This window comes from Bosea vestrisii (assembly GCF_030144325.1).
GTDB lineage: Bacteria > Pseudomonadota > Alphaproteobacteria > Rhizobiales > Beijerinckiaceae > Allobosea > Allobosea vestrisii_A.
Genome location: NZ_CP126307.1, coordinates 551,880 through 565,292 on the forward strand (window position 1 = coordinate 551,880; position 13,413 = coordinate 565,292).

Sequence of the window (13,413 nt, forward strand, 5' to 3'; positions counted from 1 at the left end):
ACTATGCCTCGACTTTCATCAGTTGAAGCCCAACCTCACGAACATCCGGTCGTCGAGCCGCAGGTGTTGCACTTCAGGCAGGTGCCGTTCCGCACCAGCGTGAAGTTGCCGCACTCCCCGCACGAGTCCCCGACATAGCCCTTCATGATCGCCTCGGCCCGGCGCTCCGACGCCGTCGGTTGGGCGGCCGGCGCGGCGAAGCCGAGCTTGCTCATCTCGGCCTCTCCGAATTCTTCCAGCTCCTCCTTCAGCGCGGTCGCGCCGGCGGTGGCGAGGCCCATGACGCTGCTGGTCGAACGGGCGACCGCGTCGTTGGCCGCAGCCCCGCCCTGGATGGCGAGCAGGTTGATCGGCTTGCCGCGGCGGAAGCCTGACGAAGCCAGCGGGGTCGAGGTGATCGGCCCGGCTGCATCCGGTGCCCTGCCCTGCTCGACGCCGCCGCCCATCACGTCATGGCCGATCTCGGAGGGATCGACATGGGCGAGGTCGTGCCGGCCGAGATAGGAGATCGCGAGCTCGCGGAAGACATAGTCGAGGATCGAGGTCGCGTTCTTGATCGACTGGTTGCCCTGCACGAAGCCCGAGGGCTCGAAGCGGGTGAAGGTGAAGGCCTCGACATACTCCTCCAGCGGCACGCCGTATTGCAGGCCGAGCGAGACCGCGATGGCGAAGTTGTTCATCATCGCCCGGAAGGCCGCGCCCTCCTTGTGCATGTCGATGAAGATCTCGCCGAGGCGCCCGTCGGAATACTCGCCGGTGTGGACATAGACCTTGTGGCCGCCGACCACCGCCTTCTGGATGTAGCCGGTGCGGCGCGACGGCATCTTCTCGCGGTCGCGCACCCGCTCGACCCGCTCGACGATGCGCTCGACGATCTTCTCGGCGATCTGGGTGGCACGTGCCGCCAGCGGCTGCTGGTAGAGCGCCTCGGTCGCGTCGTCGGCGTCGTCGTCCTCGTCGGCGATCAGGGCCGAGTTCAGCGGCTGCGACAGCTTCGAGCCGTCGCGGTAGAGCGCGTTCGCCTTCAGTGCCAGCTTCCACGAGAGCAGATAGGCGCTCTTGCAGTCCTCGACAGTGGCGTCGTTCGGCATGTTGATGGTCTTGGAGATCGCGCCCGAGATGAAGGGCTGCGCCGCCGCCATCATGCGGATATGGCTCTCGACCGAGAGATAGCGCTTGCCGATGCGCCCGCAGGGATTGGCGCAATCGAAGACGTTGTAGTGCTCCTTCCGGAGGTGCGGCGCGCCTTCCAGCGTCATCGCCCCGCAGACATGGACGTTGGCGGCCTCGATCTCGGCCTTGCTGAAGCCGAGGAAGGGCAGGAGCTCGAACGACATGTCGTTGAGCTTCTCGACCGGGACGCCCAGCGTGCCGGTGAGGAAGTCTTCGCCCAGCGTCCACTTGTTGAAGACGAACTTGATGTCGAAGGCGCTCTTCAGCCCCTTCTCGATTGCATCGATCTTCTCGTCGCTGAAGCCCTTGGCCCGCAGCGAGCCGGGGTTGACGGCGGGCGCCTGCTTCATCGAGCCATGGCCGACGGCATAGGCCTCGATCTCGGCGATATCGGCCTCGCGATAGCCGAGCGCACGCAGCGCGTCCGGAACGGCGCCGTTGATGATCTTGAAGTAGCCGCCACCGGCGAGCTTCTTGAACTTCACCAGAGCGAAATCGGGCTCGATGCCGGTGGTGTCGCAGTCCATGACCAGGCCGATCGTGCCGGTCGGCGCGATCACGGTCGACTGGGCGTTGCGGTAGCCATGGTTCTCGCCCAGCGCCAGCGCCTCGTCCCAGCTTGCCTTGGCCCGCTCCGACACCGTCACCGAGGAGCCGCCGAGGCGCTCCAGCGTGGCATGGTCGAGCGGCACCGGCGTGACCTGCAGGTCCTCATAGCCGGCAGCCTGGCCATGGGCCGCGACGCGATGGTTGCGGATGACGCGCAGCATGTGCCGGGCGTTCTTCTTGTAGCCCGGGAAGGGGCCGAGCTCGCCCGCCATCTCAGCCGAGGTCGCATAGGCGACGCCGGTCATGATCGCGGTCAGGCCGCCGGCGAGCGCCCTGCCCTCGTCGCTGTCATAGCCGAGGCCCATGGTCATCAAGAGGCCGCCGATATTGGCGTAGCCGAGGCCGAGCGTGCGGTACTCATAGGAGAGCTCGGCGATCTCGCGGCTCGGGAACTGCGCCATCGTCACCGAGATCTCGAGGACGATCGTCCAGAGCCGGCAGAGATGCTCGTAACCGGCGACGTCGAAGGCCTTGGTCTGCCGATCGTAGAACTGCAGCAGGTTGGCCGAGGCCAGGTTGCAGGCGGTGTCGTCGAGGAACATGTACTCCGAGCACGGGTTCGAGGCGCGGATGCGTCCCGAGGCCGGGCTGGTGTGCCAGTCGTTCATCGTGGTGTTGAAGTGCAGGCCCGGATCGGCCGAGGCCCAGGCGGCGTAGCCGATCTTCTCCCAGAGGTCGCGCGCCTTCAGGGTCTTGGTGACCTTGCCGGTGGTGCGGCCGATGAGGTTCCAGTCGCCGTCGGTCTCGACCGCGCGCAGGAAGTCGTCGGTCAGCGAGACCGAGTTGTTCGAGTTCTGGCCCGAAACGGTGAGATAGGCTTCCGAATCCCAGTCGGTGTCGTAGGTGTCGAACTGGATCTCGGTGTAGCCCTGCTTGGCGAACTGGATGACGCGCTTGATGTAGTTGTCCGGGACCAGCGCCTTGCGGGCGAGCTTGATCTCGCGCTTCAGCGCCGGGTTCTTCTCGGGATCGAAACAGGCGTCGTCGGCAGCCTCGCAATTCACGCAGGCCTTCATCACCGCCTTCATCGCCTTCTGGACGATCTTGGAGCCGGCGACGAGGGCCGCGACCTTCTGCTCCTCCTTCACCTTCCAGTCGATATAGGTCTCGATATCGGGGTGATCGACGTCGACCACGACCATCTTGGCGGCGCGGCGGGTGGTGCCGCCCGACTTGATCGCGCCGGCAGCGCGGTCGCCGATCTTGAGGAAGGACATCAGGCCGGAGGAGCGGCCGCCGCCGGCGAGCTTCTCGCCCTCGCCGCGCAGCATCGAGAAGTTCGAGCCGGTGCCGGAGCCGTACTTGAACAGGCGCGCCTCGCGCACCCACAGGTCCATGATGCCGCCCTCATTGACGAGGTCGTCCTGCACGCCCTGGATGAAGCAGGCATGCGGCTGCGGGTGCTCGTAGCTCGACTTCGACTTCACCAGCTTGCCGGTCTTGAAGTCGACGTAGAAATGGCCCTGGCTCGGCCCGTCGATGCCATAGGCCCAGTGCAGGCCGGTGTTGAACCATTGTGGCGAGTTCGGCGCGACCATCTGGCGGGCGAGCATGAAGCGCAATTCGTCATGGAAGGCGTGGGCATCCTCTTCCGAGGAGAAATAGCCACCCTTCCAGCCCCAATAGGTCCAGCAGCCGGCGAGCCGGTCAAAGACCTGCTTGGACGAGATCTCGGAGCCGTAACGCTCGCCCTCCGGCAGCTTCGCCAGCGCCGCCTCATCGGGAACCGAACGCCAGAGGAAGGAGGGAACGTCGTTCTCCTCCACCTTCTTCATGGCGGCGGGAACGCCGGCCTTGCGGAAATACTTTTGCGCGAGCACGTCGCTGGCGACCTGCGACCAGACCTCCGGCACCTCGATGCCCTCGAGTCGGAAGACGATCGAGCCATCGGGGTTGCGGATCTCGCTCACCGTCGTGCGGAAGGGGATCGCCGCATAGGGCGACTGGCCGGCGGTGGTATGGCGGCGCTCGATGCGCATAAGCTTCGTCCCCAATGCTTGCCGCGGACGCACCCTGGCGCCCCGCGCGGCCGGTTGCTCACCGGCTCCTGATGGCAGTCCAACTCGGTTTGATGCCCCTGGATCCCGCGGCGGTGTCACCCCGCCGTCGAGCGTCCGGTTGCGACCAGGCGGAGCATACGTCGCCGTTCGCCGTCGCCATTGCTGGCGCGCCGCGGTGATCGCCCGACCCATCTGGGAACTCGTTTCGCGGGTCGAAAAAGGCGTCTCCGCCAGCCGTCACGCGACTGTCAAAATTTAGTCCCGATTGGGTCGCGCCGTCAAGGATTAGTGCGCAGCGATAGGTGTGGATACGACATGTTGTAGGAAGATGTGGATCACGGGGATAAGTTTCAAGGCACCGGCTAAGCCCAAGGAATCTCATGCGGAATCGCAGCGGCGTTGCCAGCTTGCAACGATCCTTGCCGGTGTGAAACCACTAAAATCCACCGGACCATGGTTAACCGAGCGTCAACAGGACTGTCGCGACCTACCAGCGAAAGCACTCCCTGCGCCGGCAGCCACAAGTGCTTGAATCCGCGCGATGCTTGGCCAGCTGGGCGCGATTTCGGAGGGGGCGCGATGCGTTTCGAATCATGACCGAATCGTGGCGAGGGTTGCGATGACGCTGCTGACGGAATTGGTCAGGCCCGCCGCCTAGCTGCAAAAGCAGCTGGAGAGCCGCCATGACCGACACCGTCTTCGAACTGCGCCGCTACACCTTGAAGCCCGGCACGCGCGAGGCCTTGATCCACGTCTTCGACACCCATCTCGTCGAGACGCAGGAAGCGGTGGGCATGAGCGTCATCTGCCAGTTCCGCGATCCGGCGGCACCCGACCAGTTCGTCTGGTTCCGCGGCTTTGCCGACCAGGCGGCGCGGACCCGCGCCCTCCCCGCCTTCTATGGCGGCCCGGTCTGGGCTGAGCACGGCCCCGCCGCGAACGAGACCATGCTCGCCTGGCACGACGTGCTGATGCTGAAGTCGGCCGCGCCGGGCTCTGGCTTCGATACGCAGGGTCTCGAACGACTGCCGCCGGGAACGATCGATCTCGAAGACGGGCACAATTACATCGTCGCCATCCATCATCTCGCGCCAGGGGCAGCCGACGCCGGGGCGACGCTTGCAGCGAAGGCGATCGCCGACGCGGTCCGCTCAACTGGCGGCGCAGTGATCGCCAGCCTGATCACGGATCGCAGCGAGAACGGCTTCAGACGCCTGCCCGTGCGCGAGGGCGAATGCGTCGCCGTCACGCTCGTCCGGCCAGCGGTCGCGCAGGCGATACCGGCGCTCGAAGCGGCTTTGCGCGCGGTTCCAATCGGCAGCAGCCGGGCACCGGATATCGCCCGCCTCGTACCGACCGCGCACTCGTTGCTGCGTTAGAGCAAATCGGCGAGCCGGCGCCGCAAAGTCGCCGGGGTTGACCGGCCTGATGGTGCCCGGACGCGGAGCCACGCCGATGAATCGCCTGCTCGCCCTCATCACAATCTGCCTCTGGGTGCTGCCGGCGCAGGCTGAGCCCGGTCGCCATTGGCGAACCGTCGATCCCACCTCGATGGGCTGGCCCACAACAGAACTGCAGGCGCTGCGGGACTATGCCGAACTGCGCAAGCCGACCGCCCTGATGTTGGTGCAGGACGGCGCTGTCGTCGCCTCTTTCGGCGAGCCAGCGCGCAAGGTCGGCGTCGCCTCGGTGCGCAAGAGCCTGCTCAGCGCGCTCTATGGCATCGCCTTAGCCGACCGGCGGATCAAGCTCGATGCCACGCTCGGCGAGCTCGGCATCGACGAGAAGCCGCCGGGGCTGAACGAGCAGGAGAAGCGCGCCACCATCCGCGACCTGCTAACCGCCCGCTCCGGCATCTATCTGCCGGCGGCGCACGAGACTGCGGATATCAGGGAAAAACGCCCCGCCCGCGGCAGCCACTCGCCAGGCACGTTCTGGTTCTACAACAACTGGGATTTCAATGCGCTGGGCACGATCTACCGCCAGCGCACCGGCGAGGACATCTTCGAGAGCTTCGCCCGCCGCATCGCCGCACCGATCGGCATGGAGGATTTCTCCGCCGGGGACGGGCGTTATGCGCTGTCGCCGGCCTCACGGCATCCGGCCTACCCGTTCCGCCTAAGCGCGCGCGATCTCGCCCGTTTCGGCATGCTCTTCGCCAATGGCGGCAGCTGGGAGGGCCGGCAGGTCGTGCCAGCCGCCTGGGTGCGCGAATCGACCACGGCCCATGCCGCGACCGACCGTCCGGCGCGCGGCTACGGCTATATGTGGTGGAGTTTGCCGGAAGACGGTTTCGGCAAGGGCGCGGCGCTCGCCTCCGGCTATGGCGGGCAATTGCTCGCCATCATCCCGAGCAAACGCCTCGCCCTGGTCCAGACCGCCGAATCCGGGCGCAGCGGCATCGGCACGCGCACCCGCGACTTCATCGGCATGCTGCGCCGGATCGTGGCGGCGGCGCCATAACGGCCAGGCTCCTGCAGCGCCCGGCCGCACTGGACATCGCCGGCCCGCATCTTCATAAGTCGCGCGACGGCCTAAGGCCTGCGCGGACGCGAAGCGATGAACCAGACCCTGCTCCAGATCTTCACCTGGTGGAACGGCCAGACCATGGGCACGCGCTTCCACACCTGGCGCTTCGGCGAGAAGGTCGGCGAGGACGAGTTCGGCAACGTCTACTACCGCACCAAGGGCGGCAAGAAGGACAAGGCGCTCGGCATCCAGCGCCGCTGGGTCGTCTATAACGGCCCCGCCGAAGCCTCGATGATTCCGCCCGGCTGGAATGGCTGGCTGCACCACACCGTCGATGTCGCCCCGTCCGAGGAAAAATACGTCGCCCGCGAATGGCAGCAGCCACACCAGCCAAACCATACCGGCACGGCACTGGCCTATCGCCCGAAGGGCTCGACGCTTGGTGACAAGCAGACCCCGGCCGCGACCGGCGACTACCAGGCCTGGACTCCCGGGCGCTGAACAGCTCCGATCAGACCGGATAAGATGAGAAAGCGGCCCAAAGGGCCGCGTTTTTTGTCATGGAGCTGACTTGGGGAGATCACCCCGTCCCACCGGCAAAATCGACCAGCAGCTTGACGTTCAGCGCCGCGATCACCACCGCGATCACCACGGCGAAAGCGACGAGCCAGCGCGGCGCGACCAGCTCGCCCATCTTGGTCTTGTCGGCGGTGAACATCACCAGCGGGAACACGGCGAAAGAGAGCTGCAGCGAGAGCACGACCTGGGTCAGGATCAAGAGCCGTGCCGTGCCGGCGTCGCCGTACCAGATCGTCACTGCCGCCGCCGGGATAATGGCGATGCCGCGGGTGATCAGCCGGCGCAGCCAGGGCGACAATTTGATCTTGAGGAAGCCCTCCATCACGATCTGGCCGGCCAGCGTCGCCGTCACCGTCGAATTGATGCCGCAGCAGAGCAGCGCGATGCCAAATAGCGTCGGCGCGATCGCCAGGCCAAGCAGCGGGCCAAGCAGCTTGTGCGCTTCGCCGAGCTCGGCGATTCCCGTCTGGCCCGTCCTGTGGAAGGTCGCGGCGGCGAGGATCAGGATCGAGGCGTTGATCAGCAGCGCGAACATCAGCGCGACCGTCGAATCGATCGTCGCGTAGGTCAGCGCCTGGCGCTTTTCGGGCAGGGTTTCGCCATAGGCGCGCGTCTGCACGATGCCCGAATGCAGATAGAGATTATGCGGCATCACGGTGGCGCCGAGGATACCGAGCGCGAGGTACAGCATCTCCGGATTGGTGACGATCTCGGTGGTCGGCGCGAAGCCGCGGATCACCTGCCCCCAGTCCGGGTCGGCGAGCGCGATCTGGATCGCAAAGCAGACCGCGATCACGCCGAGCAGGGTGATGATCAGCGCCTCGACCCAGCGGAAACCGAGCCGCTGCAGATAGAGGATCAGGAAGACGTCGAGCGCGGTGATGACGACACCGAGCTCGAGCGGGATGCCGAAGATCAGGTTGAGGCCGATCGCGGTGCCGATCACCTCGGCGATGTCGGTGGCGATGATCGCGATCTCGGCGAGGAACCAGAGCATATAGGCGACCGGTTTGGGGAAGGCGTCGCGGCAAGCCTGGGCAAGGTCGCGGCCAGACGCGATGGCGAGCCGCGCGCAGAGTGACTGCAGCACGATCGCCATGATGTTGGAGACCAGCGCAACGACGAGCAGCGTGTAGCCAAACTTCGAGCCACCGGCGAGCGAGGTCGCCCAGTTTCCCGGATCCATATAGCCGACGGCGACGAGATAGCCTGGGCCGACGAAGGCGGCGGCGCGCCGCCAGCCGGGTCCGGAACTGCGCACCGCGATCGAGCGATGGACGTCAGCCAGCGAGGCGTCCCCCCGCTCCCCGCGCCAGCCGGCCGGCTTTCCCTCGACGCGCGCTTCCATAGGATCCCCGATTTTGCACTTGCAAGGCATTGGCAGGATATGGATTTGCAAATGGATTGCAACTGCACAATCAGCTGACGTGAGCATGCCGGCCATGGCCGATACGCAATGCTCCTCGGCCACTCAGCCGCAGCCGCACCGGCCAAGTGTCGTCCTCCGCCCTTTTTCCGCTGCGATTGCCGTGCTACTGCGCCCCGTCGCGGCTCGGCCGCGCTGCAAGAGAATCACAAGCCAGCATGCTCTCGCTCCGCAGGATCCTCGCTTTCGCCGCCGTCTCCGGCGCAGCTCTCGCGCTGGCCGTCCCCGCCAAGGCCGACCGCATCCGCAATCCAACCGCGGTCTTCGCCGGGCTCGACAAGATCACCGGCCGGATCATCTCCTTCGAGGTGGCGATCGACGAGACGGTGCAGTTCGGCGCACTGCAGATCACGCCGCGCGTCTGCTGGACGCGCCCGCCGACCGAGGCGCCGCAGACGACCTCCTTCAGCGAGGTCGACGAGGTCACCTTCAACAACGAGTATCGCCGCATCTTCACCGGCTGGATGTATGCCTCGAGCCCCGGCCTGCACGGCGTCGAGCACGCGATCTACGATGTCTGGCTGACCGACTGCAAAGGCGGCACCGAGCTGGTGGTCGACCCGAAGGAGCCGGAAGCGCCGCCTCCGCCGCTCAATCCTGACCAGCGTCGCCCTGCCCGTCCCGCTCAGGCCCCACCGAGCCAGCGCATCGACGTCGCGCCGCCGCAAGGCGTTCCGGTGCAGCCGCGTCAGACGCCGAGCCAGCGCTTCTTCCCGACGAATCCGGCGCCGGGCCGCGATCCCGCCGGCGGCAACTGAGCCATGGCACGGATCACCGGCATCGGCGGATTGTTCTTCCGAAGCCGTGACCCGCAGGCTCTGGCCGCATGGTATGAGCGCCATCTCGGCATCGCTGACCTCGCCAAGACCGTCTGGAGCCAGGAGGCAGGCCCCACCATTTTCGGCCCATTCGCCGCCAGTACCGACTATTTCGGCCGCCCCGCGCAGCAATGGATGGTCAATTTCCGCGTCGACGACCTCGATGCGCTGATGACGTCGCTCAGCGCTGCCGGCATTGCGGTCGAGACCCGGCCGGAATGGGATTCCGAGATCGGCCGTTTCTGCCGGATCCACGATCCCGAGGGCAATCCGATCGAACTATGGCAGCCCTCGCCGCAGGCGTTCCCCGGCGCCTAAGCGGCGACGGTAGAGCGATCAGGCATAGGCGACCCAGCCGCGGAAGCTGAAGCCGGCATAGAACAGGCTGACATCCGAAAACCCGGCATCACGCAGAACTGCTTCGTCCTCCTCCGGACTGAGCAGGCTGAGATGGGTCTGGACCGCCACGCGGCCGGCCTCGGCCTTGGCGGGATCGGCTCCCGAAGCCACCGCGAACGCTGAATAGCGTGACAGCCAGCGCGGGCGCTCCCCCTCGCCCTGCGGAAAGCTGGAATGGGCGACCACGAAGGGCGCGCCGGGTTTGAGCCGGCGCCGGATCGCAGCCACCGTACGTCGCCGCTCCTCGGGCGCCAGGAAATGCAGGGTCAGCAGGCATGCGGCCGCGTCGAACGGCCCGTCCGGCGCATCGTCGATATAGCCTTGGTGCAGGCGCACGCGCGAGGCATGCGGTCCGACCGTCCGCACGGCGAGCTTCAGCATTTCGGGCGCCGGGTCGACGCCGTCGAAGGTCCAGCCCGGATGGGCCTCGGCGAAGGCCTTCAGCTCAAGCCCCCCGCCGGCGCCGAGGACGAGCACCCGGGCCTGTACCGGAGCGTGCTCCGCAAGCAGGATTGCGGCCATGCGGTGCAGATCGGCGAAGCCGGGCACGAAGCGCGGCGGTCCCTCGGCATAACGGGCTGCGGCGGCGGGATCGGAGAAGGGCGCCAGAAGCGCGCTCACGGCCTGGTCGGGTCCGCCGCCAGATTGAAGGGTTCCCTTATGAGGCATGCGCAGACTCCAGGTCGTGATGGCCACCGCGGGCAGCGAGACGCTGGTTGAAATCGGCGCTCAGCATGGCGAGCGTCACCTCGCCGAAACGCTCCAGCAACAGCGCCTCGGCATCCCGGAACGCCTGGTTGAGTGCGGCATTCACCGCCTGCTCCACGAGACATCCGGGGGCTTCCGTGCGGTTGCCGATGGCGAGCAGTGCTGGGCTGCCGAGCGCCTCGTAGATGTCGCGCAGCGTCACCCGGGACAGGTCGCAGGCCAGGGTCCAGCCGCCGCCATGCCCCTTCTCCGAGCGGAGATAGCCCTGCTCCCGTAGGCCGGCCATCACCCGCCGGATCACCACCGGATTGGTCGCCATCGCCTTGGCGAGGACCTCGGAGGTGACCGGACGATCCTGCTCCGCCATGTGCAGCAGGACGTGCAGCACACCGGACAATCGGCTATCTCGATTCATGAAACTTCATATGTTACGTGAAAGGCCGCAGGTCAAGCGCGATGCACCGGAAGGCTAACTCGCCAGCTCTGCCAGCGCCTCCCGGCCGCCGACGGGCTGCCCTTGCGGCCAGCTCCACCAATTTGCCTCAGCCGCCACCGCCGCGTCGAGCAGGACGCGATAGGCCTCGCGCGGGATCTCGCGCGTGCCGAACTGGGCGAGATGGGCCGTCTGGAACTGGGTGTCGAGCAGGCGATAGCGGCCGCGTCGCAACCGGGCGACGAGATGCGCCAGCGCCACCTTCGAGGCGTCCGTCTCACGGTGGAACATGCTCTCGCCGAAGAAAGCGCCGCCAAGCGACAACCCGTATAGCCCACCGACAAGCCGGTCTTCGCGCCAGCATTCGACGGTGTGGACATAGCCGAGATGGAAAAGCTCGCCATAGAGCCCGCGGATGCGGCCGTTGATCCAGGTTTCGGCCCGGTCCGGCCGACTGGCGGCGCAGGCGGCGATCACCCCCGCGAAATCATGATCGACCCGGATATCGAACCGATCGGAGCGGACTGTGCGCGCCAGCCGGCCCGGCAGATGGAAGGCGTCGAGCGGAATGATGCCGCGGATTTCCGGCTCGACCCAGAACAGGGCGGGGTCGTCGGCGCTTTCCGCCATCGGGAAAACGCCGGCCGCATAGGCGCGCAGCAGAATCTCCGGCGTGATCGCCGGCGCGCGCGCGGGTGTGGAGCGGGCCTTCATGAGACGATGGGAGCGCGGGCCGGCGAGGGAGTCAAACGTTGCCTCAACATCGCCCCCTCTCCCCTTGCGGGAGAGGGTTGGGGTAAGGGGTCGCACCGCCCTTTTCGACAATGAGTACGGTCTGCGGTAGCCCGAATTGACAGGTCGTGCGACCCGTCATCCGCCTGCTCCGCAGCCACCTTCTCCCGCAAGGGGAGAAGGCAAGGCTCACCCCTCGCCCGGCTCTTCCATGCCGCCATTGGCGAGGAATTTCTCCAGCCAATGGATGTTGTAGTCGCCGTTCAGGATGTCCGGATTGCGCACCAGCGTGCGGAACAGCGGCAGCGTGGTATCGACGCCGTCGACGACGAACTCGTCGAGCGAACGGCGCAGGCGCATCAGGCACTCGGCCCGATTGCGGCCGTGCACGATCAGCTTGCCGACCAGCGAGTCGTAGTGCGGCGGGATGACATAGCCCTGATAGGCGGCCGAATCGACCCGCACGCCGAGCCCGCCCGGGGTGTGGAACGAGGCGATCTTGCCCGGCGAGGGCCGGAAGGTCGCGTGATGCTCGGCATTGACGCGGCATTCGATGGCATGGCCCTCGATGACGACGTCTTCCTGACGGATCGAGAGCGGCGCGCCGGCGGCGATCCTGATCTGCTCGTTGACGAGGTCGATCCCGGTGATCATCTCGGTAACCGGATGCTCGACCTGGATACGCGTGTTCATCTCGATGAAATAGAACTCGCCATCCTCGTAGAGGAACTCGATCGTGCCGGCGCCGAGATAGCCCATATCGGCCATCGCCTTGGCGCAGACATTGCCGATCCGGTCGCGCTCGCCGGCATTGAGGGCGGGCGACGGCCCCTCCTCCCAGACCTTCTGGTGGCGGCGCTGCAGCGAGCAGTCGCGCTCGCCGAGATGGATCGCACGGCCCTTGCCGTCGCCGAGCACCTGGATCTCGATATGGCGGGGCTTCTCGAGGTATTTCTCGATATAGACCGCGTCGTCGCCGAAATTGGCCTTGGCCTCGGTGCGGGCCGTGGAGAGCGCGACGGACACCTCGTCCTCGCTGCGAACCACCTTCATGCCCTTGCCGCCGCCGCCGGACGCCGCCTTGATGATGACGGGCAGCCCGATCTCGCGAATGATACGCAGCGCCTCCTCGTCGTCTGCGACGCCGCCCTCGGAGCCGGGCACGCAAGGAATGCCGAGGCGCTTGGCGGTGCGTTTGGCCTCGATCTTGTCGCCCATGCTGCGGATATGCTCGGCCTTGGGGCCGATGAAGGCGATGTTGTGCCGCTCGAGGATCTCGGCGAAGCGGGCGTTCTCGGAGAGGAAGCCGTAACCGGGATGGACGGCATCGGCCCCGGTGATCTCGCAGGCGGCGATCAACGCCGGAATGTTGAGATAGCTCTCGCGCGCCGGAGGCGGGCCGATGCAGACGCTCTCATCGGCGAGGCGCACATGCATGGCGTTGGCGTCGGCGGTGGAGTGGACCGCGACGGTCGCGATACCCAGCTCCTTGGCGGCGCGCAGCACACGCAAGGCGATCTCGCCGCGATTGGCGATCAGGATCTTGTCGAACATCTTCAGCCCGCTCCCGCCCGGATGGATCCTCACTCGATCACCAGCAGGGGCTCGCCGTATTCGACCGGCTGGCCATCCTCGACGAAGATCGCGACGACCTTGCCGGCGCGCGGCGCGACGATGTCGTTGAAGGTCTTCATCGCCTCGACGAGAAGCACGCGCTCGCCCGCCTTCACCTCCTGGCCGACCTCGATGAAGGGCTTGGCCTCCGGCGACGGCCGGCGATAGGCGGTGCCGACCATCGGGGAATTGACCGTGCCGGGATGAGCGGCGGCGGCCTTGGCCTCGAGCGGCGCGGCGGTAGGAGCCGCCGCAGGCGCCACGGCAAAGCTCGGCGCGGCCGCGACCGGCGCCATGACGGTCGCGGTGATGGTGCGGGCCACGCGGATGCGCAGGTCGCCCTTCTGCACCTCGATCTCGGTGAGATCCGTCTCGTTGATCAGTTGCGCCATCTCGCGCACGAGTTCGGGATCGATGGGGCTCTTGGTCGCCATGGCGGATTTCACCGTCTTC

The 13,413-nt window shown here is 66.6% G+C and carries 12 protein-coding genes; 5 read left to right on the plus strand and 7 right to left on the minus strand.

The genetic code is table 11. The annotated features are described in order from the left end of the window. Positions 1–35: 35 nt before the first annotated feature. Complete coding sequence (locus QO058_RS02575; protein WP_284170175.1) at positions 36–3,761, minus strand: vitamin B12-dependent ribonucleotide reductase; 3,726 nt, start codon at positions 3,759–3,761, stop codon at positions 36–38. 704 nt (positions 3,762–4,465) lie between these two features. Between QO058_RS02575 and QO058_RS02580 the strand changes: the two genes are divergently transcribed. From QO058_RS02580 to QO058_RS02590, 3 genes are all read left to right on the plus strand, one after another. Continuing rightward, on the plus strand, positions 4,466–5,161 hold the full coding sequence (locus QO058_RS02580; RefSeq protein ID WP_284170176.1) for an NIPSNAP family protein: 696 nt from the start codon (positions 4,466–4,468) through the stop codon (positions 5,159–5,161). Between the two features lie 76 nt (positions 5,162–5,237). Continuing rightward, on the plus strand, positions 5,238–6,245 hold the full coding sequence (locus tag QO058_RS02585; RefSeq protein ID WP_284170177.1) for a serine hydrolase domain-containing protein: 1,008 nt from the start codon (positions 5,238–5,240) through the stop codon (positions 6,243–6,245). 96 nt (positions 6,246–6,341) lie between these two features. Further along, complete coding sequence (locus tag QO058_RS02590) at positions 6,342–6,752, plus strand: NADH:ubiquinone oxidoreductase subunit NDUFA12 (RefSeq protein ID WP_284170178.1); 411 nt, start codon at positions 6,342–6,344, stop codon at positions 6,750–6,752. A 79-nt stretch (positions 6,753–6,831) separates the two neighbouring features. Here the strand turns inward: QO058_RS02590 and QO058_RS02595 are convergent, their stop codons facing one another. After that, positions 6,832–8,178, minus strand: coding sequence for an Nramp family divalent metal transporter (locus QO058_RS02595; RefSeq protein WP_284170179.1), 1,347 nt, complete (start codon positions 8,176–8,178; stop codon positions 6,832–6,834). 236 nt (positions 8,179–8,414) lie between these two features. On the opposite strand from QO058_RS02595, the gene QO058_RS02600 reads away from it, so the two are divergent. Continuing rightward, entirely contained in the window at positions 8,415–9,014 is a 600-nt protein-coding gene (locus QO058_RS02600; protein WP_284170180.1) for a DUF2155 domain-containing protein, read from the plus strand. A 3-nt stretch (positions 9,015–9,017) separates the two neighbouring features. Continuing rightward, positions 9,018–9,392 carry a VOC family protein gene (locus tag QO058_RS02605; RefSeq protein ID WP_284170181.1) on the plus strand — a complete coding sequence of 125 codons (375 nt, stop codon included), beginning with the start codon at positions 9,018–9,020 and terminating at the stop codon, positions 9,390–9,392. Positions 9,393–9,410: 18 nt separating this feature from the next. Here QO058_RS02605 and QO058_RS02610 read toward each other — a convergent pair whose 3' ends face one another. From QO058_RS02610 to accB, 5 genes are all read right to left on the minus strand, one after another. Beyond that, positions 9,411–10,142, minus strand: a complete 732-nt coding sequence (locus tag QO058_RS02610; protein ID WP_284170182.1) for a class I SAM-dependent methyltransferase — start codon at positions 10,140–10,142, stop codon at positions 9,411–9,413. Beyond that, positions 10,132–10,596 carry an Rrf2 family transcriptional regulator gene (locus QO058_RS02615; protein WP_284170183.1) on the minus strand — a complete coding sequence of 155 codons (465 nt, stop codon included), beginning with the start codon at positions 10,594–10,596 and terminating at the stop codon, positions 10,132–10,134. The genes QO058_RS02610 and QO058_RS02615 overlap by 11 nt, the downstream gene beginning before the upstream one ends. Positions 10,597–10,650: 54 nt before the next feature. Next, positions 10,651–11,328, minus strand: a complete 678-nt coding sequence (gene aat, locus QO058_RS02620) for a leucyl/phenylalanyl-tRNA--protein transferase (RefSeq protein WP_284170184.1) — start codon at positions 11,326–11,328, stop codon at positions 10,651–10,653. A 207-nt stretch (positions 11,329–11,535) separates the two neighbouring features. Further along, entirely contained in the window at positions 11,536–12,900 is a 1,365-nt protein-coding gene (gene accC / locus QO058_RS02625; RefSeq protein WP_126110855.1) for an acetyl-CoA carboxylase biotin carboxylase subunit, read from the minus strand. Between the two features lie 29 nt (positions 12,901–12,929). Further along, entirely contained in the window at positions 12,930–13,394 is a 465-nt protein-coding gene (gene accB, locus QO058_RS02630) for an acetyl-CoA carboxylase biotin carboxyl carrier protein (protein WP_284170185.1), read from the minus strand. Positions 13,395–13,413: the final 19 nt, after the last annotated feature.

Coding starts and splice junctions, on each gene's coding strand:
- aat (WP_284170184.1), bottom strand. CDS start 11,328: ATGAAGGCCCGCTCCACACCCGCGCGCGCGCCGGCGATCACGCCGGAG.
- QO058_RS02610 (WP_284170182.1), bottom strand. CDS start 10,142: ATGCCTCATAAGGGAACCCTTCAATCTGGCGGCGGACCCGACCAGGCC.
- QO058_RS02605 (WP_284170181.1), top strand. CDS start 9,018: ATGGCACGGATCACCGGCATCGGCGGATTGTTCTTCCGAAGCCGTGAC.
- QO058_RS02575 (WP_284170175.1), bottom strand. CDS start 3,761: ATGCGCATCGAGCGCCGCCATACCACCGCCGGCCAGTCGCCCTATGCG.
- QO058_RS02580 (WP_284170176.1), top strand. CDS start 4,466: ATGACCGACACCGTCTTCGAACTGCGCCGCTACACCTTGAAGCCCGGC.
- QO058_RS02590 (WP_284170178.1), top strand. CDS start 6,342: ATGAACCAGACCCTGCTCCAGATCTTCACCTGGTGGAACGGCCAGACC.
- accB (WP_284170185.1), bottom strand. CDS start 13,394: ATGGCGACCAAGAGCCCCATCGATCCCGAACTCGTGCGCGAGATGGCG.
- QO058_RS02595 (WP_284170179.1), bottom strand. CDS start 8,178: ATGGAAGCGCGCGTCGAGGGAAAGCCGGCCGGCTGGCGCGGGGAGCGG.
- accC (WP_126110855.1), bottom strand. CDS start 12,900: ATGTTCGACAAGATCCTGATCGCCAATCGCGGCGAGATCGCCTTGCGT.
- QO058_RS02585 (WP_284170177.1), top strand. CDS start 5,238: ATGAATCGCCTGCTCGCCCTCATCACAATCTGCCTCTGGGTGCTGCCG.
- QO058_RS02600 (WP_284170180.1), top strand. CDS start 8,415: ATGCTCTCGCTCCGCAGGATCCTCGCTTTCGCCGCCGTCTCCGGCGCA.
- QO058_RS02615 (WP_284170183.1), bottom strand. CDS start 10,596: ATGAATCGAGATAGCCGATTGTCCGGTGTGCTGCACGTCCTGCTGCAC.